General features: G+C 43.4%; 18 protein-coding genes and 1 riboswitch. Of the genes, 16 read left to right on the forward strand and 2 right to left on the reverse strand.

The window, feature by feature from the left end:
- Window positions 1-265: 265 nt before the first annotated feature.
- From RDW05_RS05045 to RDW05_RS05120, 16 genes are all read left to right on the forward strand, one after another.
- On the forward strand, window positions 266-2,500 hold the full coding sequence (locus RDW05_RS05045) for a TonB-dependent receptor (RefSeq protein ID WP_307978076.1): 2,235 nt from the start codon (window positions 266-268) through the stop codon (window positions 2,498-2,500).
- A gap of 119 nt (window positions 2,501-2,619) precedes the next feature.
- Window positions 2,620-3,843 (forward strand): ATP-binding protein, encoded by a 1,224-nt coding sequence (locus RDW05_RS05050; protein WP_304221318.1) that lies wholly within the window; start codon window positions 2,620-2,622, stop codon window positions 3,841-3,843.
- 190 nt (window positions 3,844-4,033) lie between these two features.
- The gene (locus tag RDW05_RS05055) at window positions 4,034-4,222 is read left to right on the forward strand and encodes a hypothetical protein (protein ID WP_307978077.1); all 189 of its coding nucleotides are present in this window, start codon (window positions 4,034-4,036) and stop codon (window positions 4,220-4,222) included.
- A gap of 254 nt (window positions 4,223-4,476) precedes the next feature.
- Complete coding sequence (locus RDW05_RS05060; RefSeq protein ID WP_304260982.1) at window positions 4,477-6,462, forward strand: TonB-dependent siderophore receptor; 1,986 nt, start codon at window positions 4,477-4,479, stop codon at window positions 6,460-6,462.
- Between the two features lie 100 nt (window positions 6,463-6,562).
- A complete protein-coding gene (locus RDW05_RS05065; protein ID WP_293829587.1) occupies window positions 6,563-6,817 on the forward strand; it encodes a hypothetical protein in 255 nt (84 codons plus the stop codon).
- On the forward strand, window positions 6,814-7,365 hold the full coding sequence (locus RDW05_RS05070; RefSeq protein WP_307978078.1) for a hypothetical protein: 552 nt from the start codon (window positions 6,814-6,816) through the stop codon (window positions 7,363-7,365). The genes RDW05_RS05065 and RDW05_RS05070 overlap by 4 nt, the downstream gene beginning before the upstream one ends.
- 61 nt (window positions 7,366-7,426) lie before the next feature.
- Window positions 7,427-7,636, forward strand: coding sequence for a hypothetical protein (locus RDW05_RS05075; protein WP_307978079.1), 210 nt, complete (start codon window positions 7,427-7,429; stop codon window positions 7,634-7,636).
- Between the two features lie 48 nt (window positions 7,637-7,684).
- Window positions 7,685-8,872, forward strand: coding sequence for an ATP-binding protein (locus RDW05_RS05080; RefSeq protein WP_307978080.1), 1,188 nt, complete (start codon window positions 7,685-7,687; stop codon window positions 8,870-8,872).
- 622 nt (window positions 8,873-9,494) lie between these two features.
- Complete coding sequence (trpE, locus tag RDW05_RS05085) at window positions 9,495-10,958, forward strand: anthranilate synthase component I (RefSeq protein ID WP_307978081.1); 1,464 nt, start codon at window positions 9,495-9,497, stop codon at window positions 10,956-10,958.
- A gap of 3 nt (window positions 10,959-10,961) precedes the next feature.
- Window positions 10,962-11,528, forward strand: coding sequence for an aminodeoxychorismate/anthranilate synthase component II (locus RDW05_RS05090; protein WP_307978082.1), 567 nt, complete (start codon window positions 10,962-10,964; stop codon window positions 11,526-11,528).
- A gap of 402 nt (window positions 11,529-11,930) precedes the next feature.
- The gene (locus RDW05_RS05095; protein WP_307978083.1) at window positions 11,931-13,184 is read left to right on the forward strand and encodes an ATP-binding protein; all 1,254 of its coding nucleotides are present in this window, start codon (window positions 11,931-11,933) and stop codon (window positions 13,182-13,184) included.
- Between the two features lie 236 nt (window positions 13,185-13,420).
- Window positions 13,421-13,586: riboswitch (Lysine riboswitch) on the forward strand.
- A 94-nt stretch (window positions 13,587-13,680) separates the two neighbouring features.
- Window positions 13,681-14,451 (forward strand): 4-hydroxy-tetrahydrodipicolinate reductase, encoded by a 771-nt coding sequence (gene dapB, locus RDW05_RS05100; RefSeq protein ID WP_307978084.1) that lies wholly within the window; start codon window positions 13,681-13,683, stop codon window positions 14,449-14,451.
- A gap of 19 nt (window positions 14,452-14,470) precedes the next feature.
- Window positions 14,471-15,508, forward strand: a complete 1,038-nt coding sequence (locus tag RDW05_RS05105; protein ID WP_307978085.1) for an aspartate-semialdehyde dehydrogenase — start codon at window positions 14,471-14,473, stop codon at window positions 15,506-15,508.
- A 110-nt stretch (window positions 15,509-15,618) separates the two neighbouring features.
- A complete protein-coding gene (dapG, locus tag RDW05_RS05110) occupies window positions 15,619-16,839 on the forward strand; it encodes an aspartate kinase (RefSeq protein WP_293809275.1) in 1,221 nt (406 codons plus the stop codon).
- A gap of 252 nt (window positions 16,840-17,091) precedes the next feature.
- Complete coding sequence (gene dapA, locus RDW05_RS05115; RefSeq protein WP_307978086.1) at window positions 17,092-17,988, forward strand: 4-hydroxy-tetrahydrodipicolinate synthase; 897 nt, start codon at window positions 17,092-17,094, stop codon at window positions 17,986-17,988.
- Window positions 17,985-18,392 carry a CGGC domain-containing protein gene (locus RDW05_RS05120; protein WP_021719696.1) on the forward strand — a complete coding sequence of 136 codons (408 nt, stop codon included), beginning with the start codon at window positions 17,985-17,987 and terminating at the stop codon, window positions 18,390-18,392. Before dapA ends, RDW05_RS05120 begins: the two co-directional genes overlap by 4 nt.
- A 76-nt stretch (window positions 18,393-18,468) precedes the next feature.
- Here the strand turns inward: RDW05_RS05120 and panF are convergent, their stop codons facing one another.
- The gene (panF, locus tag RDW05_RS05125) at window positions 18,469-19,971 is read right to left on the reverse strand and encodes a sodium/pantothenate symporter (protein ID WP_307978087.1); all 1,503 of its coding nucleotides are present in this window, start codon (window positions 19,969-19,971) and stop codon (window positions 18,469-18,471) included.
- Window positions 19,964-20,227 (reverse strand): YhdT family protein, encoded by a 264-nt coding sequence (locus tag RDW05_RS05130; RefSeq protein ID WP_304261833.1) that lies wholly within the window; start codon window positions 20,225-20,227, stop codon window positions 19,964-19,966. The genes panF and RDW05_RS05130 overlap by 8 nt, the downstream gene beginning before the upstream one ends.
- Window positions 20,228-20,350 lie beyond the last annotated feature (123 nt).

A 20,350-nucleotide genomic window follows, 5' to 3' on the forward strand; every position in this document is an offset into this window, starting at 1 on the left:
TGAATATATAAGACTTGTGTAGTATACTATAGATATGAAAAAAGAAAGATTCTTAAAGCGAAACTAAATTTTGCCAGAAAGCTTTCTCATAGGATATCAGAAGAGCAACTTGCGCCTTTGCTGATTATAAAAGCAAGGGCGCTTTTTTATAGCTATATTGCCGTATAGCTTACAATTTTGCTTGATGCGCTTGATAGCCCGTGACCATGCAAGACTGGGCGGGGGAAGAGTGGTCAAAATATATTTTTTAGGAGTATGAGTAAACATGAAGAGTAATTTTTCCAAGGGTTTATTGATGACGGCCCTCATTACTGGTAGTGTAATGTGGGGGGGTACAAATGTATTTGCTGAAGAGCTGCAGGAGTATACGCTTGACCAGATGGTTGTAACGGCGACGAGAACGGAGAAGAAAATTATTGATGTTCCTGCAAGTGTCGAAGTGATTACTGCAAAGGATATTGAGAAATCTGGTGCAACATATATTGATGATGCTTTGAAGAAGGTTACAGGTATTGCCGTATCTAGAACTGGTGGCTTAGCAAACTCTAAACCCGTTGTTACTATGCGTGGTGTAAAATCTGGCAGTGACGTCCTTGTATTAGTGGATGGACAACCTATGGTAAATGCGTATAGCGGTACTGTAAATTGGAATGATATTCCTGTTGAAAGCATTGAAAAAATTGAGGTTGTAAAAGGTCCTGGTTCTGCAATTTATGGTAGTAACGCTATGGCTGGTGTAATTAATATTACGACTAAGGATAGCGAAAAGATGCATGCTAAAACTTCCTTAACTTACGGCACTAACCATACATGGATTAAGAAAGTAAATGTTGGCGATAAGGTTGGTAAGTTTGGTTACGATTTATACTATCAGGGAACTGATAGCCATACATATAGTGATATGGCAACAGCAAGTTTGAAATCTGGCAGTGGTACACCAAATGGTGAAGGTTATAAAGTACTCCCTAATAGTAAAGGTAATGGTCTGCAAGCTATTGTAGGTAAGAAGGGTAATAAAATCTGGGATGAAGATAATTACAAAGGAAAGTTGACCTATAAATTTGATGATTCCAAGACATTAAGTGTTGGTTATATGAAAACCAAAAATGAATATTCTTATGATTATAGCTCTCATGAGAATTGGCTTGGCAAAACAGGTACCATTTTTACTCCTGATGGAAAGAAATTTAGTGTGCTAAAATCAACATTTGATGGAGCACCTGGCGGTGTAGATGAGAGAATTTATACAGTTGGTTATTCTGATAAGGACGCTAAATTGCATGTAAATGCAGGCTTGACTGATAACAGAAGTTGGAATGGTGGCGTATATTCTGGTGGCACTTCTAAGAGCGATTTATCTCAATATGATAGCAAGCGCTATACTTTAGGCGTTGTTAAGGAAGCACAGTTAGGCGATAATGACAATGCTGTTTTTGGCGTTCAATATCAACATGATATTATGGATAAGGTAAAGCTCAAGAAAACTGATTTTAAAACTATCAGCCAAGCCGGTGCAGGCAAAACTGATATGTATGGTATTTTCTTCCAAGATGAGCATAAGTTTAGTGATAAAGTATCTTTAATTGGTGCTCTTCGTTATGATCATTGGACTGTTAAAGACGGTCATGCTTATGATATTAATGGTATAGATGATAGACCAGGTTCTCGCAGTGATTCTGCTGTAAGTCCTAAATTAGCATTGAACTATAAGTTTGATGATACCCAAAGTGCTTATGTTTCTTGGGGTAAAGCATTCTCTGCACCTTCTCTTTATGATATGTTCTCTGGCACGGTTAATGGTTCTGCAACTGGTACAGCGGCTTCTAATAAGAACGTTGTAATTGCTAATCCTAGTTTGAAACCGCAAATTATTACAACAACTGAAGCTGGCTATAAGAAAAATATTGGCGAAAAGACAACTGTGCAGATGGCAGTTTTCCATAATAAAATAAAAAATATTAATTATCAGGCATCAACTGGTAATTATCAAAATCTGCCTGATAATGATAATCTAAATGGCGATGGTACTAGTCCCTATCAAGAAAAGCAGTTAACCTCTGAGGGTGAAGGTAAGACAATCGGCTTTGAGATTGGTGTAACGCATCAGTTTGACGATAAACTTTCTGCTTATGTGAATGCAACTATTCAAAATCCACAAATTACTAAGGGTGCTAATGTTGATGAAAATGATAAAATTGTTCGCATGACTCCGAAACGTTTGCTGAATATTGGTGTTGATTATGTTGACAATAAATTTAGTGCTGAATTAGCTGGTAATTATTATAGTAAAAAGTTTGGTCAAGCTAATAACAGTGATACTATCACTGGTGTGCCTGGAGCATACGATCCTGTATTCCTCGTTAACTTTACGTCTAAATACAATTTTGACAAACATCATGGTCTGGAATTCAGTGTATTCAACCTGTTAGACAGAGAATATTATAACTATTCATTAGGACAAGGTCGTAACTTCCTGTTGACCTATTCTTATACTTTCTAATTTAATAAAATAGCTGAGGCGGCGCGCTTGCGCCGCCTTTTTTTCTAAAAAAACTTGCGTTCTTAGAAAAAAACGGCTAATATATTATTAAAAAATAAATTAGTCGAAAGGAGCACCTTATGTATATTCATCGTCACTTGGAAAGCATACTTGAAAAAGCTTCAAAAATGTTTGGCGCAGTTTTGGTAACAGGTCCGCGTCAGGTTGGTAAAACAACTTTGCTACGCAGGTTCGCCAACAGTGCTAATTACATAAGCTTAGATGATCCCATGCAGCTTCATGCTGCAGTTGAACAGCCAGCTACTTTTTTTAAAGATAATACTCCACCGGTTTTTGTGGATGAAATCCAGTATGCGCCTAATCTGTTTCCTTATATTAAAATGCAGGTAGATGAACAGAACGGCAAAGGGATGTTTTACCTTTCCGGGTCACAACAGTTTAAACTGATGAAGAATGTGGGCGAATCGCTTGCCGGCCGCTTAGGCATTTTTAATCTATTGGGGCTTTCGCTGCGTGAGTATCAGCAGATTAAATTTAATGATGCATTTTTGCCAGTTGAAGAGTATTTTACTGCACGCAAAAAGGAACTAAAGCCTATAACCTATGAAGATTTATGGAAAGTAATTCATAGGGGCAGCATGCCGGATTTATTGCTTAATGAGGATTATGACTGGCAGATTTTCTACGCTTCTTATGTAAAAACTTATATTGAACGTGATGTGCGTGAATTGACACAGGTTGGTGATGAAGTGAAATTCATTACGTTCATGATTGCTGTAGCAAGTATTACCGGCCAGTTGCTTAATATTTCGTCACTTGCCAAGAATGTGGGAATTAGTGTATCAACCGCCGAACGCTGGCTATCTATTCTTGTTACTTGCAATATAGTGTATTTGTTGCGTCCATATGCGAATAATGTGTTAAAAAGGGTGGTCAAAACGCCGAAGCTTTATTTCATGGATACTGGCTTGGCAGCCTATCTGACGAAATGGACTACTGCTGATGTGCTGAAAAACGGAGCCATGGCAGGAGCGTTTTTTGAAACGTTTGTCATTGCTGAAATAGTTAAGAGTTATTACAATAAGGGGATAGCAGAGCCGCCTTTATATTTTTATAGAGATAAGGAGCAAAAGGAAATAGATTTACTTATCGAATGTAATGGAGTGCTCCATCCTTTGGAAATGAAAAAACATGCTGATCCTAAAGCAGCAGACATCAAAGCCTTTTCTGTGTTGGATTCTATCCCTGGAGTTAAGCGTGGCAGTGGCGGTGTTATTTGCACGTATGATAGAATAGTTGCGTTGAAAGATAATGATAAGGTTATACCGATTTCGTATCTGTAATTTTTGCAGGCGTATGGTTTTATGGCGGCGCGCTTGCGCCGCCTTTTTGTATACAAGAGCAGCTGTTTAGCACAAAAAGTACGATTTGCAGTTATTTGACTTTGCATTTTACGTTTGTTATTATAATATGTAAATAATTGTTGCTGAAAAAATTAGATACTTTAAAGAAGAGAAGGAGGGCTTGGATAAAATGGGCGATGTAATGGAAAAGCTTATAGCAAAGCGTGAAAAAGAAGCTATGAGAAAAGCACAAAAGGAAGCACGTATCAGCGTAGCTAAAGAGATGCTGGCCGATAATGAATGCATAGATAAGATTGTTAAGTACTCTAAGCTTTCAGTAAAGGAAGTACGTGCGCTGGCTGCTAAAATGAGCGCCTAGGGATACAAATTAATAATAATATTGATCACCGCTGAGATTGAAGACGAATCTGGCGGTGATTTTTACTTGCAAAAATTTTCATAAAAATATTGACTATGAAGTAGCTATATACTTTAAAATAAGATATAATATTATCTAGATGAGCTGATATACAAATATTTTTTGCCGATTGTGAAGCTTGTTGCATATGACCATGAAAGACTGGGTGTGCTGGGGCTTTTCAATAAATTTTTTTGATAGGAGTATGAGTAAACATGAAGAGTAATTTTTCCAAGGGCTTATTGATGACGGCCCTCATTACCGGTAGTGTAATATGGGGGGGCACAAACGTATTTGCTGAAGAGCTGCAGGAGTATTCGCTGGACCAAATGGTTGTAACAGCAACAAGAACAGAAAAAAAGGATTTGGATATTCCTGCTGTTGTAGATGTTTATGGCAAAGAGCAGATTGAAAAAAGCAATGCTGCTAATGCTTATGATGTGTTGCAAAACACATTAGGTGTTAATACGCAATCTCAAGGTTTTAATGGTACCGGTATGGGAACAATGACCAGTAAGGTTATGATTCGTGCCGTAGAAAAAGGTACATTGGTTTTGGTAAATGGTGTTCCTATGAACCAAGATGGTAAGTACAATCTGGAGGATATTCCTACAGAGTCTATTGAAAAAATTGAGGTAGTAAAGGGCGGCGGTTCTGTATTATATGGCAGTGAAGCTACCGGCGGTGTAATTAATATTATTACCAAGAAAGCAATGAGCAATACTGTTAAAGTTGCTGCAGGTAATTTTGGTAAGCAACGCTACAATGTAAGTGTCGGTGCAGATAAATTTAATATTGTTGCCGGCTATGAGAAGCGTGGTAAAGCCGATAATATGAGTGGCTATGTTGGCAAACCTACTGCTAGGACTACTGTATATGATTATGGTAAAGGTGATAGAAAAAGTGTTTTGTGGAACTGGAAAATGCTTGATGGCTTAACCTTTACGCATAGTTATTCAAATAACAAGCATGAATACTGGCAGAAAAAAGCGTTGTCAGGCGAGCGTACGCAAAATAATTATTATGAAGATACCGACAATATGTTCTTACTTCAATACGATAAAGATGGTTTAAAGGCTAATGTATCTTACGGAACTCAGGAAAAATCATATGATCGGTCTAATTTTTCGAAGGGCGCATGGTCCGCAAAGACTCCTTATAGCTGGCGCAAAGGACATAATACAAATATTGATTTACAAAAAACATTTGATATGGGAGAAAACAAATTATTAATCGGTGCCGGTTATCAAAAAGAAGATATGGATTTATTCTCTTCAAGCAATAATAAAAATAGCACCTATCAACGTGATAACTATTCTGTCTATGCTTCTTATGATTGGAAGGTATCCGATAACTCCAATTTAATTTTTAATGCCCGTGAAACGTGGGCAACAGGCTGTGACGGCTATCAGAAGGATAATAAAACCGGTACTAGCAACTATACTCATAATGACAACTTAAGCAAATTTACTCCTGAACTGCAATATATTTATAAGGTGAGCGATGATAGCAGTTTTTATGCAAAGATTGGTAAATCATTCCGTTTGCCTAATTTGACTCAACTTTTCGGTAACGGTAATATGAATCCTTCGCTTGATCTGAAACCTGAACAGGGAACACATTATGAAATCGGTTATAAATCGAATATCGGCAAAGGCAACTTGCGATTTGCTTTGTTCAATTATAAAATCAAGGATTCCATAGACGCTAAAGTAAACTATGATAACGACGGCTTTGTTGATGGAGTAGACTATTTCAACGAAGATGTTAAAAACACTGGTGTTGAATTGTCTTATGCAATAACGCATGATGATAATTGGTCAACACGTTGGGGTGCTACCTACCAAAATCCTAAAGCTCAAAATATTCATAACTATGGTGATATGGATTGGCATCAAATTTATAATAAATATCAGCTGCAAGGAGCTGTTGATTATACGCAAAGTAAATTTGCTGCTAGCATGTCTGTAAACTTTGTAGGAGACAGGATGTCTACCAGAGCCTCTATAGACAAACCGCAAAGAGAACTCAAGCCGCAATGCTTTACTGATTTGCATTTCACCTATGCACCTGAGAAAAATCAAAAGGCATTTTTGCACATTAACAACATATTTGACAGATTAGATATTACGAGTAACAGTACATCGAATTTTTATTCCTTGGGCCGTAACTTCATGGTTGGCTATGAATATAGCTTCTAACACTTAACCCTACGGCGGCGCCGTTAGCGCCGCCACTTTTATATAGCTTTTTATGAACTTGCAGATATGCTATAATACGTATGAAAGGATGGTGCTTAATATGATTTATCCATATTTGACATTAAATGATGGAACTGAATATACGCATTCGGAAATGAAAGCCGATGGTACTGTTTTAGTATACGTGGAAACACCTGATGCAGAAGATGGATTTCATAGCCTTTTATGCGTTTTACCGAAATACGAAATCAAAGATGTAATCGGCTATACAAAAGAAGAACAGGAGAAAATTTTAGCAAGAATCAAGAAAAATGCCCATTTAATAATTAAATATTCACAAAGAGGTGCAAAATGAAAAAGATAACGCTTTTAATCTGCCTGATGCTCTGCGGTCTTTTCGTCATTGGCGGAGCTGCTGCCAGCGCCGCAGGCAAGAAGCCCATGGATAAGGAAAAAGCAGTTAACGGCCTGCATGACAGTTTCCTCTTCGACAAAGAAGAGCTGGGTGAGCTTTTTGACAGCGGCATCAGCTACATGGAGCTGAAAAAGCTGTGCCTGCATGCTTACGCAGCGAAAAAACCGGTGAAGGAGGTGGCGCAGCTGCGCGATAAATACGTGTGGACGCGCGTTGATTACCTGCTGGGACTGACGCCGGAAAAGCTGGCGCGTGCTGAGCATGAGTATAAGGTTGACCGTATCCACCGTTTGTTTGGCCTGGATAAAAAGCTGGTAGATAAATATATGCGCATGGGTTACGCTTCGCATCAGGTGAAGCGTGCAATGTTTCTGGCACGCCACTGCGACAAGAGCGTGGAGGAGCTGCTGGCGATGAAAACACGACAGCAAAAATGGGGCGACATCTGCGAGCAGCTGGGACTGCCGCGTGATGCGTGTATGAAATAGTAAAATTAACCTGAAACCTTGGGGCGGTGTGAGTGCACCGCCTTTTTTGATGACGTATAAAATGAGTTGCGCAAATTCATTAAAAAAAGTAGACATAGAGACTACCTTTTGGCATGCGAAAGAAAAAATAGAAACCAAAGTTTTTCGCCTGCAGAAGAAAAAGTGCTTGAAATCCAAAAGTTTTTCACTTAAAAAAGAAAAACTTCTGATTTTTGATGAGTTTTTCTCATGGAGAAGAAAAACTTGCGTGGCATTATCCTTTCTGTTATGATATAAAGGACAAAGAAGTATAATGCTAGTTTGGGAGAGGAGGATTTGTATGATCGTACGTCAGACATATTTGGAAAAACTAAAATTGATGCGAGATAAAAAGATTATCAAGGTTATTACAGGTGTGCGTCGTTCCGGTAAGTCGACACTGCTGGAAATGTATAGAGATTTTTTAGTAAGCAACGGTGTTCATCCTTCATGCTGTCAATATATAAATTTTGAAGATTTGCGTTGGGAAAGTCTTAAGGATTATCATGCTTTATATAATCATATCCTGGAAAACTTATCCCCTAATGAAAAAAATTACATATTCTTAGATGAAATACAAATTGTTCCAGAGTTTCAAAAGGCTATCAACAGTTTGTTCTTACGTGATGATGTAGATATTTATATTACTGGTTCTAATGCATATTTGCTTTCTGGTGAATTATCTACATTGTTGTCTGGAAGGTATATTGAACTGAGCATACTGCCGTTGTCGTTTAAGGAGTATTGGGAATTAGTCGGTGGAGATAAAAAGACGGCGTTTAATAAATATTATCTTAATGGTGGCTTTCCTTATGCTGCAACTATTGATAACAAAGAAGTTCGCTTGGAATACTTTAGAGGTATATTCAATACTGTTTTACTTAAGGATATTGTTGAACGCAAGAGGATTTCAGACGTAAAGCTCTTAGAAGATGTAATACGATTTTTATTTGATAATATAGGAAATATAGTTTCAACTAAAAAAATAGCTGATACCTTGAACAGTAATGGCAGAAGGACTACATCAGGGACTATTGATAACTATATTCGAGCACTAAAAGATGCTTTTATTTTGTATGAAGCAAATCGCTATGATGTCAAAGGCAAAGAGTTTTTGAAATCACTGGAAAAATATTATATCGTTGATATAGGCTTGCGTAACCTTTTATTGGGTGAACGCACTCGCGATATCGGACATATTCTTGAAAATATTGTTTATCTGGAGCTTTTACGAAGAGGATATCAGGTCAGCATAGGCAAATTAGATTTGCTCGAAGTAGATTTCATTGCTCAAAAAGAGGATAAGCGCATTTATTATCAAGTATCTGCATCGGTTTTAGATGAAAAAACATATGAGCGTGAATTTGCTCCACTTAAAAAGATTAATGACAGCTATCCGAAGTATGTGCTTACTCTTGATGAATTCCCTATGGGTGAGGATGGGATTGAGCAAAAGAATATCATAGATTTTCTTTTGGAAGAAAATTGAGTCAAGTAGTTATATTGTTTCCTACATCCAAAAGTTTTTCGCCTGTAGAAGAAAAAGTACTTGAAATTCAGAAGTTTTTCGTTTGCAAAAGAAAAACTTTGGATTTTTGATGAGTTTTTCTCATGGAGAAGAAAAAACTTGCGTAAGCTTTGCCTTGTTTGCTGTTGCGCAGTTATTTTGAAACTGTAACCAGCTTTACATTATTTACTGTAAAATAATCGGAAGTACGCAAAGTGTAATATTTTCTTGACTCTATCAATGTAGAGTGTTACACTAGGCATAACTTCAAAAAAGACCACAAACCGTTGAGACGGAGATCAAGTCAGCAGATGCGCTTACAGAGAGTTCGGGCAGGTGGAAGCCGGATAGAGATGCAGGCTGATAAATGGACCGTTGAGGGTGCTGTCAAATCGCGCAGGCGAGAGTATTCAGCAACGTTACACCGGCGTTAAGGGTGAGGAATGTGTCAGCATTCTGCGAGAGAGCGCCGATGTACGGCGAAGCAAGGTGGTACCGCAGGTATTAGTATTTAGAGCCTGTCCTTGATATTGCTCAAAGCGAGCAGTACGAGGGCAGGCTTTTTTTGTTGACACGGGTGTAAATAAGCAGATGAGGTGAAAAAATGTTGAATTTATCTTTGGAGCAGGTCATGCAGTATGCACAGGATTTCAAGGCTGTACCGGTAGCGAAGGAATGCCTGGCGGATATGCTGACGCCGCTGGCGTTTTTGGACAATGTAAGACGCAGCAGCCGCAACTACTTCCTTTTGGAAAGCATTGAGGGCGGTGAGCACTGGGCACGTTATTCCTTTGTAGGCTATGATCCTGTGCTGCGTTTGAAAATAACCGACGGTAATGCGGAAATCATCAGCGGTGCCGCCGTGAAGTATCAGGAAAACGATCCCTTGGGCTGCATCCGCCATATTCTGGAGGAATACAAGGCACCGCAGATTGAAGGCCTGCCTAATTTTACCGGTGGCCTTGTCGGCACCTTCGGCTTTGATTTTATGCGCTACTGCGAGCCGGATATGCGGGTAAATAAAGAGCGCAAGGCGGAATTTGCCGATGTCGATTTGATGCTGTTTGATAAGCTGATTGCCTTTGATCATCTCAAGCAGAAGATTTTCCTGATTGTGAATGTCAAAACGGATAATGCTGCCATCAACTACGCCAAGGCGGAGCGCGAAATTGCGGCGATGGAGGAGATGCTGCTGCAGCCTGTGCAGCCGAAGAAGCCTGTAAAGGCTAAGCTGGGCGAGTTCACCAGTAACCAAAGCCGCGAGCAGTATAATAAAAATGTCCTGCGCTGCAAGGAATATATCAAAAACGGCGATGCCTTTCAGATTGTTTACGCGCAAAAATTCAGCGCGACGTACGACCAGAGCCTTTTCAGCGCTTACCGTTATTTGAGAACGACGAACCCTTCGCAGTACATGGTGTTTTTACATAATGACGATATGGAAATCGCCGGCAGCTCGCCGGAAACTTTGGTGAAGGTTGTAGGCAAAAGGGTCATCAGCATGCCGATTGCCGGCACACGCCGTCGCGGCAAGACGAGTGAGGAGGACAAGGCGCTGGAGCAGGAGCTTTTAGCAGACGCCAAGGAAATCGCCGAGCATAATATGCTGGTAGATTTGGGGCGTAACGATGTGGGCCGTGTCTGTGATTTTGGTAGCGTCAAGGTGAGTGATTACAAGGCGATTAAGCGTTTTTCACACGTTATGCATATCACGAGCAAGGTTACAGGACAGCTGAGCGCCGATAAGGACGCGCTGGACGCGCTGCGGGCAGTGTTCCCGGCAGGCACGCTGAGCGGAGCGCCGAAGATTCGCGCCTGCGAGATTATTGACGAGCTGGAGCCGGAGCGCCGCGGTATTTACGGCGGTGGCATGGGCTATCTTGATTTTGGCGGTAACATGGATATCTGCATTACGATCCGCACCATGGTCAAGAAGAACGACAGAGTTTATATTCAGGCCGGTGGCGGTATTGTAGCGGATTCCGTAGTGGATAATGAATTTCAGGAGACTGTGAATAAGGCGGGCGCCTGCATGACAGCGCTGCGCATGACGGCAGAGGGGGAGTAAGGAATGATTTTGATTATTGATAACTACGACAGCTTTACTTTTAATCTGTATCAGCTGATTGGCGAAATCAATCCTGATATCAAGGTTGTGCGCAATGATAAGCTGACGCTTGAGGATATCAGAGCAATGCAGCCTGACCACATTATTATTTCACCCGGTCCCGGCAATCCCAAGCAGGCAGGTATTTGCCTGGAGGTGATTCGCCAGTTGGCCGGTGAGTTCCCGATTTTGGGTGTCTGCCTGGGGCATCAGGCGATTGGTGAAGCCTTTGGCGGCAACGTGGTGCATGCACCGGAGATCGTGCATGGTAAGGCGGATAAGGTGTATCTTGAGGCAGCAAGCCCCATCTTTAAGGATATGCCGGATGGCTTTGAGGCAGCGCGCTATCATTCGCTGATTGTGGAGCCGGAGAGCCTGCCGGAATGCCTGGAGGTTACGGCAAAAACGGCGAAGAACGAGATTATGGCGCTGCAGCATAAAACGCTGCCGGTGTATGGCGTGCAGTTCCACCCGGAGTCGATTATGACGCCGCAGGGACGGACGATTTTGAAGAACTTTTTGAGCCTGTGAGCTTTGACGCAGGGCGTGACGGTTGTACGTGCGCTCTGCGTTTTCTATTACGGGAAAAGGGAAAAAATGCACTTTTTTCGTAATATGATGTGTGCAGAAGCGGTAATCTTGAGACTTCTATTACGAAAAAAGGGATAAAGTGCATAAAGTTCGTAATAGGATGCGTGCGGACACGATAAAAATGAAGAGTACTATTACGAGAAAAGTGAATTAGGTGAAAAATCTCGTAATAGGATGCGTGATGAAGCGGTAAAAAAGATAGTTCTATTACGAGAAAAGGGAAAAAGTGCATAAAACTCGTAATAGAAAGTATGCTTAAGCTTGCTTAAGGTGCTTAATAATGCTATACTTATTACGAGAAAAGTGCACTAGGTGAAAAATCTCGTAATAGGAGTGTGTGAAATGACAGAAATTAAACGAGATCTTTATCTGCAAAAGCTTATAGACCGTAAAGAAAACGGAGAGATTAAGGTTATTACCGGTATTCGCAGATGTGGCAAATCATATCTGTTATTTAATCTGTATTACAATTACCTGCTGCAAAACGGAGTAGATAAGGATTGCATTATACGCATAGCTTTAGATAGTCCTGAATGGGAAGATATGCTTAATATTCAAATGCTTAATGAGTATATTAAAAGCAAGATAGTTCCAGAGAAAATGAACTATGTTTTTCTTGATGAGGTACAGTTTGTTGATGGTTTTGCAAAACTATTAAACGGCTTAAATCGCTACAGTAATCTGGATATTTATGTTACCGGCAGTAACTCTAAGTTTTTGTCTACTGACATTTTAACAGAGTTTCGTGGGCGTGGCGATGAAGTACGCGTTTATCCCTTGAATTATGCAGAATTTGTTTCAGCATTTGCAGGAAGCAAAGAAGAAGCATGGAAGAATTATTATACTTATGGTGGCTTGCCACAAATTTTAGCTCGTAAAAAGGATGAGCTAAAAGCAAAATATTTGAGAGATTTGTTCAGCAAGGTGTATTTGGCTGATATAGTAGAGCGTAATAGCTTACGTGGCGATGTGGTTATGGATACCTTGGTAAATATTTTGGCTTCGTCCGTTGGTTCTTTGACTAATCCTTCCAAGTTAGCCAATACTTTTGCCAGCAAGGGTATTAAGGTCAGTGATAAAACTATCGGGGCATATATTGATTATCTGCAGGATGCTTTTTTAGTGAATAAAGCGGAACGATATGATATTAAAGGCAGAAAGTATATTGCTTCACCATTCAAATATTATTTTACTGATGTTGGCTTACGCAATGCACGTTTGAATTTTCGTCAACAGGAAGAGAATCACATTATGGAAAACATTATTTATAATGAATTGCTGGTGCGTGATTTTAATGTTGATGTCGGAATTGTAGAGTATCGTACCAAAAATGCTGAAGGAAAGCAGGTAAAGATAAATTTAGAGGTTGATTTTGTTTGTAATAAGGGTAGTCAGCGCTTTTATATTCAGTCCGCCTTTTCTATTCCTGATAGAGAGAAGATGGAGCAGGAACAGAATTCGCTTGTCCGTATCAATGATTCGTTTAAAAAGATTATTGTGGTTAAGGATGATATAAAGCCCTGGTATAATGAGGAGGGAATTTTGGTGCTGGGATTGCAGCAGTTTTTACTTCAACCTGAAAGCATGCTTTTGTGATTCTATTACGGGAAAAGGTAAAAAATGCACTTTTTTCGTAATAGGATGCGTAATGTAGCAGTAAATAGGGAGAATGCTATTACGAGAAAAGGGAGAAAATGCCAAAATCTCGTAATAGAAATCATTATACCTTCCCTTTTTGTAAAATCTTTACACTTGCCGCTATAAGAACATACTAATAATTTTCCTCGTTGACAAATAGCAGTAACAGTAATATAATTTTTTTAATAGCAAACCATTAAGATAGAGGCGCGGAAAGCATGAGTAGGTTGTGGAGCGGGAGCTGAGAAGCATCACAAAAGGGCTAACGCCGAAGTGCAATGGCAGCCGTGTCGTTGTGCTGGGCCGTCAGTGAAAGCTGCCGGACTGTCGCTGCATCTGCAGCGGAGGGCTATCTCGGCTATGGGTGTGAATATTTATTTAGCATGCTAACCGTTGAGATAGAATCCAAAGGAAATATCTCAACGGTTATTTTTATGATTAAGGAGTGAACAACATGATTCGTGTTTTGGTAAATGGTGCGCTGGGCCGCATGGGCAGCGAGGTATGTAAAAAGGTATATAGCGAAGCTGATTTGGAGCTTGTTGGTGCTGTAGATATTAAGGAAGGCACCGTGCCTCTGGGCGACGGTGTTAAGGTAACGACTGACCTGGTTGCTGCGATTGAAGCTGCCAAACCGGACGTTGTTGTTGACTTCACCCGTCCTGATGTTGTTATGGGCAATCTGCGCAAAATGCTGCCGCTCGGCGTGCATGCAGTAGTAGGCACAACAGGCTTCAGCGATGCGGATTTGCAAGAGGTTGATGAGCTGGCACGCAAGCACAACACCAGCCTGCTGATTGCACCGAACTTTGCGCTTGGCGCAGTTGTAATGATGAAGCTGGCGTGTGAGGCTGCCAAATACTTCCCGCATGTGGAAATTATCGAGAAGCATCACGATAATAAGCTGGATGCTCCCAGCGGTACGGCGATTATTACCGCACAAAAAATTGCTGAGGTGCGCAAGGCTATGCACCAGGGCAATCCTGATGAAAAGGAAACCATGGCAGGTGCGCGCGGTGCGGATTACGAGGGCATGAAGATTCACAGTGTACGTCTGCCGGGCTACGTTGCTTCCCAGGAGGTTATCTTCGGCGGTCAGGGCGAAACACTGAAAATCAGTACTGATCCTGTAAACCGCGAATGCTACATGCCGGGCGTTGCGCTTGGCTGCCGCAAAATTGTTGACCAAGTAGGCCTGGTATACGGCTTAGATAAATTACTCTAATAGTGAGGGGGAGAATTTTATGAAAAAGTATAACGTTGCTATTTTGGGCGCTACCGGTGCTGTTGGTACTGAATTTCTGAAGCTTATCGAAGAAAGAAACTTCCCATTTGCAGAACTGCGTCTGCTGGCTTCCAAGCGCAGCGCAGGCAAGCAGATTGAATTTATGGGCAAAACATATACTGTGCAGGAGGCTACCAAGGACTCCTTCGAGGGCATTGATATCGCTCTGTTCGCAGGCGGCAGCGTTTCTAAGGAGTTTGCTCCCTACGCTGTGAAAGCCGGTGCCGTTGTTATTGATAACTCCAGCACCTTCCGTATGGACCCCGAAGTGCCGCTGGTTGTGCCGGAGGTTAACCCCGAGGACATCCTGAAGCACAAGGGCATTATCGCCAACCCTAACTGCTCTACCATTATTATGGTTATGGCACTGAAGCCGCTGTATGACCTGGCACGCATTAAACGTATCGTCGTTTCTACCTATCAGGCTGTTTCCGGCGCCGGCAAGGAGGGCATTGACGAGCTCACCGACCAGACCAAGGCTTACAGCGAGGGCCGTGAGATGGAGGCACACATTCTTCCGTCCGCAAGTCTGTCGAAGCATTATCCGATTGCCTTTAACCTGATTCCGCAGATTGATGTTTTCCTTGACAATCTCTACACCAAAGAAGAGATGAAGATGATTAACGAAACAAGAAAGATTATGCATGATGACGAAATGCGCATTACCGCTACTACCGTGCGTGTGCCTGTATACCGCAGCCACAGCGAATCGGTAAACATTGAGTTTGAGCATGATTTGGAGCTGAAGGATATGGCAGCTGCTATCAACGCTTTCCCCGGCATTAAGATGATGGATGATCCTGCCAACCAGGTTTATCCGATGCCTTTATATACCTCGGAAAAATATGACTGCTTTGTTGGCCGTCTGCGCCGCGATGAGTCTAACCCGAATACCTTTAACCTGTGGGTAGTAGGCGACCAGATCCGCAAGGGCGCTGCACTGAACACTCTGCAGATTGCTGAGGTTATGATTAAAAACGGCTGGTTAGAAAAATAATAATGCACCTCTGCGTGTAAAGACTACCTGGCGTACAGCCTGTACACCACAGCCTTTCCGGCATCCGGTACATTTTGCGTTTTAATTTAAACAGATGAGGAGCAATTTACATGAAAATCATTGTACAGAAATTCGGCGGCACCTCCGTCGCAAGTGAGGAAGCCCGCGTTGCAGTTAAAAACAAGGTACAGCAGGCTATCCGTAACGGTTACTCCCCGGTAGTTGTAGTTTCCGCTATGGGACGCAAGGGTGCGCCCTACGCGACCGATACTCTTATCGGTACCCTGAAGGACGTTAACCTTTCCGTTAATGTGCGCGAGATGGATATGATGATGTGCTGCGGCGAAATCATTTCCGCCTGCGTAATGGCAGCAACTCTGCAAAAATTCGGTATCAACGCTATGGCGCTCACCGGCGGTCAGGCAGGCATTGTTACTGATTCCCAGTTTGGTGCCGCACGTATCAAAAACATCAATACCTCCGGTCTTATCCGTCTGCTGGAGGCAGGCATCATTCCGGTTGTCTGCGGCTTCCAGGGCATGACGGAAAACAACTATAAATTTACTACCTTAGGTCGCGGTGGCAGCGATACCTCTGCTGCTGCACTGGGCGCTGCGCTCAAGGCTGATTTTGTTGAAATTTATACAGACGTTGAGGGCATTATGACTGCAGACCCGCGTATTGTCGAGAAGGCAAATATTCTGCAGCAGATTTCCTATGCTGAGGTTTGCCAGATGGCACAGAACGGCGCTAAGGTTATTCATCCGCGTGCTGTGGAAATTGCTATGGGCAGCAATATTCCCATGTATGTAAAATCCACCTTCAGCGATGCTCCCGGCACTTTGATTACCAGTGAGCGCATCGGTCAGGGTAACGGCGGCGAAATTGCGATTAACGAATCCTGCGCCAGCGGCGTTGCTCATCTTAATGATCTGGCACAATTCCGCATTGACCTGAATCCGCAGGATATTACTGCAGGCCGCAATCTGTTCGAGGATTTGGCAGATGCAGGCATCAGCGTAGGCTGCTTGAACCTGTCCGAGAAGGAAGCAATGTTTGCAGTATTTTCTCCGGACGTAGAGCACACCTGCAAGGTGCTTGATGCAACAGGCTTTAAATATACGCTGAACGAGGGCTGCGGTAAGGTTTCCGTTGTCGGCAGTGCTATGCGTGGCGTGCCCGGCATTATGGCTACCTTTGTAACTGCGCTTGCCAGCCACAATATCGCTATTCTGCAAACTGTGGACAGCGATACTACGATTTCCGCGATTGTAAAAGAGGAGCATTTGGTGGAAGCTGTGAAGGCGCTCCATGAGGCCTTCAAGCTGTAGTCTGTGTATAAAGCACCGTCTGCGTTGTTATGTATCCGCGACGTATCGCTAGTACGCCGTCGTCGACATGCCTGGCATCCAGCACTTTCTCCACAGCCTATTAGGGTAAAGAGGAAATAAAGCACCGTCTGCGTTGCTAGGATTTTTTAGCGCACCAAAAGTACGCCGGAAAATATATAAAATTTATTTAGACAATAATCAATATTTCATAGAGATCTTTGGTTTCAATTAGTTTTAAGAGGTGGAATTACAATGAACAAACCGTATTTTGGCAGATTATTAACGGCAATGGTTACGCCGTTCAACGCTGATGGTAGCATCAATTATGCAGCCGGTGCAGATTTTGCTGACTGGCTGCTGGCTAACGGCAGTGACGGCCTGGTAGTAGAAGGCTCTACCGGCGAAGCTGCAACCATGGACATGGATGAAAAAATTAAATTCATGCAGACCATTGTTGCTCGTGTCAACGGCCGTGCTAAGATTGTTGCCGGTGCAGGCACAAACTGCACTGCCAGCACTATTGATTTGGTTAAGAAAATGGAAGCCTGCGGTGTTGACGGTGTCCTCGTAGTAGGCCCGTACTACAACAAACCGACTCAGGAAGGCTATTACCAGCATTTTGCAGCAGTAGCAAAGGCTACCAAGCTGCCGATTATCGTTTATAACGTTCCCGGACGTACCGGCGGCAACATTGCTCCGGAAACTGTTGCACGTCTGGCAGCAGATTTCAGCAACATTGTGGCTATTAAAGAGGCAGCAGGCAATGTTGCACAAACTGCTGAGCTGTATCGCGTGCTTCCAGAAGATTTCTCCATTTACAGCGGTGACGACGGCCTGATTCTGCCGTTCCTGTCCGTTGGTGCCTGCGGCTTGATTTCCGTTCTGGCCAACGTTAACGGCAACATACTGCAGCAATTGATGCAGGCCTACAGTGAAGGCCGCGTTAAGGATGCCGCTGACCTCAACAAGGTCATGGTGCCTTTGGCTAAGGCTATGTTCATAGAAAGTAACCCGATTCCTATCAAAGCTGCCGTTACCAAGGTTACCGGTATTGAAGCAGGTGCTCCGCGTCTGCCGCTGACTCCTATCAGCGCTGCCGCTGAGGCTAAGCTGGATGCAGCTTTAAAAGCAGCAGGCATGATAAAATGAGCAAGCTGGTAGTAATTATCCAGTGCGACACAGTGCAGCAGCGTTGCTGCGGCTACAACTGTACGCACGCCTTTTACAGCCGTGAGGGCAAGTTTGCCGGTTATCCCGAGGATACGCATTACATGAGCTTCACCTGCGGTGGCTGCTCCGGCGGTGCGCTGACGGTGAAGCTGGAGAATCTGGCGAAGCGCCTGCGCCGCTTTAAGGAGGAGGGGCAGGAGCTTTGCGTGCATCTCTCTACCTGCATGGTATCGGATAATTCGCATAAGCCGCCTTGCCCGCATCTTGATTACATTCAAAAGATTTTAGCGAAGAAGAAGCTTACCAATATTGTTCATGGTACATATATTTCCAAAACGGCAACCAGACGTCGCGAGGAAGGTATCTATAAGGAATTTGAGTGAGCTTTGAATAAGTAATGAAAAACACCCTGCGTATTGCCGTTGGCAATGCACAGGGTGTTTCTTCGATTGACGATATTTATTTTTCGTCGTCAAATTTTTCGGGGAAGAAGATGCGCAGCGTTTTTTCATCAACGGTCTTGCCGAAGCTGTTGCCGATGAAGAAGCACAGCAGGGAAAGGCCGATGCCGAGCACTATCTGGTGCAGGTCAAGCACCTTAATCTTAAAGACCATGGCCAGGCAGTAGATGATTACACCGCCGCCCATGGCAGCAATAGCGCCGTATTTGTTGGCCTTGGGCCAGAAAAGACCGAAAATCAGCACCCAGAAGAAGGCTGTTTCCAGACCGCCGAAGGCAAACATGTTAATTTGCCAGATAACGCTTGGCGGTTTGATGGCGATGGCATAAACAAAAAGGCCGAGGATAACAGTAGCGCCCAGACTGTAGAGGCGAATTTGGTTATTGCTGAGCTGCTCTTCGCGCTTGCCCTTGATGTTCATGTACACGTCCTTGACGATAGAGGAGGACGAGGAAAGCAGCAGCGAGGAAACTGTGGAAATGGTTGCTGCAATGGGACCGATGATGATGACGCCGGCCCAGAAGGGAGTGAGGCTTTGCACGATGGCGACAGGCATGATGTTATCAACACTGTTGCCGTAGGCTGTGATGGGCGCAGTCAGAACACCCTTGCTGATGACACCGATCCAGGTTGCGACCAGTGTCATAGCACCGATGACGACGGTACCGATAATCATAGCGTTATGCAGCGCCTTGGTATTTTTGTAGCTGATGCCGCGGACAACGGACTGCGGCAGCGACAGTGTACAGATGCCGACGAGCAGCCATTGGCTGATGTAAAGCGAAATCGGCATCTTGCCGCGGGAAAGCGGCTCCAGCATATCGGGATGCTGGGTGCTGATGTAGCTCATGATTTTGTTGAAGCCGCCGCCTGCATGCATCATGCCGCCCATGAGGATGCACAGGCCGACGATCATGGCGATGGCGCAGCAGGCGTCGGTAACGGCAACGCCCTTAAAGCCGCCGATAGTGGTGTAAATGACAACAATCAGGCCAAACATCGTGAGGCCGGTGAGGTAGGAGAAGCCGGTTACTGCTTCGAAGAGCTTGGCGGCGCCGACGAACTGTGCCACCATGGTGGCGCAGAAGAAGGCGACAATAACAACGGCAGCCATGTTCGCCAGAAAATCGGAATGATAGCGGGCACGCAGCACGTCAATGACGGTTACAGCGTCAATCTCACGCGCAATCAGGGCAATCTTTTTGCCGAATACGCCTAAAACGAGGAAGATAACGACTACCTGCACGATGGCCATGTACAGCCAGCCGTAACCGATAACCCAGGCTACGCCCGGACCACCGACGAAGGTGCTTACGCTGCTGTAGGTGGCAGCGGTGGTCATCGCCAGCACAAAGCCGCCGAGGGTACGCCCGCCGATGAAGTAATCCTTGGCGAAATCCTTTTGTCTGTTTTCCTTTGACGTGCGCTGGATATAGGCGCTGATGCTCAAAAGAATCAGCAGAAAGGCCAGCGCAGGTATAATGTTCAAAATACTACTCATGCTGCTTATCCTCCGTGCTGTCATCCAAATCAAAGTTGACAAAAACCTTCTTCGTCAGGAAAATGGTAACGGCGATGGCAAAAAGCCAGGTGCCTACACAGCCGCCCCAAACCCAAAGAGGTGTATGCCAGAATGTAATATTACTGTCTGCCAGTCCAAAGCCTGCCAAGCACCAGAAGATGATGACGGCGATGGTGGCAACAACAGTAGCCAGAGCCTCACGATTGGCCTGGCGGAATTTATCACTGCGCTTCATATAAACTGCTCCTTTCGTACAGACAATGATGTCTGCTTACGTTAATAAATTTATTTTACCACAAAATATGCAGAAATACTTGCAAAATATGCTTAAAAGCATCATAAAATATCAGACGCCTGG

This window comes from uncultured Phascolarctobacterium sp. (genome assembly GCF_902463975.1).
GTDB lineage: Bacteria > Bacillota > Negativicutes > Acidaminococcales > Acidaminococcaceae > Phascolarctobacterium_A.

Coding starts and splice junctions, on each gene's coding strand:
- RDW05_RS05045 (WP_307978076.1), top strand. CDS start 266: ATGAAGAGTAATTTTTCCAAGGGTTTATTGATGACGGCCCTCATTACT.
- RDW05_RS05050 (WP_304221318.1), top strand. CDS start 2,620: ATGTATATTCATCGTCACTTGGAAAGCATACTTGAAAAAGCTTCAAAA.
- RDW05_RS05055 (WP_307978077.1), top strand. CDS start 4,034: ATGGGCGATGTAATGGAAAAGCTTATAGCAAAGCGTGAAAAAGAAGCT.
- RDW05_RS05060 (WP_304260982.1), top strand. CDS start 4,477: ATGAAGAGTAATTTTTCCAAGGGCTTATTGATGACGGCCCTCATTACC.
- RDW05_RS05065 (WP_293829587.1), top strand. CDS start 6,563: ATGATTTATCCATATTTGACATTAAATGATGGAACTGAATATACGCAT.
- RDW05_RS05070 (WP_307978078.1), top strand. CDS start 6,814: ATGAAAAAGATAACGCTTTTAATCTGCCTGATGCTCTGCGGTCTTTTC.
- RDW05_RS05075 (WP_307978079.1), top strand. CDS start 7,427: ATGAGTTGCGCAAATTCATTAAAAAAAGTAGACATAGAGACTACCTTT.
- RDW05_RS05080 (WP_307978080.1), top strand. CDS start 7,685: ATGATCGTACGTCAGACATATTTGGAAAAACTAAAATTGATGCGAGAT.
- trpE (WP_307978081.1), top strand. CDS start 9,495: ATGTTGAATTTATCTTTGGAGCAGGTCATGCAGTATGCACAGGATTTC.
- RDW05_RS05090 (WP_307978082.1), top strand. CDS start 10,962: ATGATTTTGATTATTGATAACTACGACAGCTTTACTTTTAATCTGTAT.
- RDW05_RS05095 (WP_307978083.1), top strand. CDS start 11,931: ATGACAGAAATTAAACGAGATCTTTATCTGCAAAAGCTTATAGACCGT.
- dapB (WP_307978084.1), top strand. CDS start 13,681: ATGATTCGTGTTTTGGTAAATGGTGCGCTGGGCCGCATGGGCAGCGAG.
- RDW05_RS05105 (WP_307978085.1), top strand. CDS start 14,471: ATGAAAAAGTATAACGTTGCTATTTTGGGCGCTACCGGTGCTGTTGGT.
- dapG (WP_293809275.1), top strand. CDS start 15,619: ATGAAAATCATTGTACAGAAATTCGGCGGCACCTCCGTCGCAAGTGAG.
- dapA (WP_307978086.1), top strand. CDS start 17,092: ATGAACAAACCGTATTTTGGCAGATTATTAACGGCAATGGTTACGCCG.
- RDW05_RS05120 (WP_021719696.1), top strand. CDS start 17,985: ATGAGCAAGCTGGTAGTAATTATCCAGTGCGACACAGTGCAGCAGCGT.
- panF (WP_307978087.1), bottom strand. CDS start 19,971: ATGAGTAGTATTTTGAACATTATACCTGCGCTGGCCTTTCTGCTGATT.
- RDW05_RS05130 (WP_304261833.1), bottom strand. CDS start 20,227: ATGAAGCGCAGTGATAAATTCCGCCAGGCCAATCGTGAGGCTCTGGCT.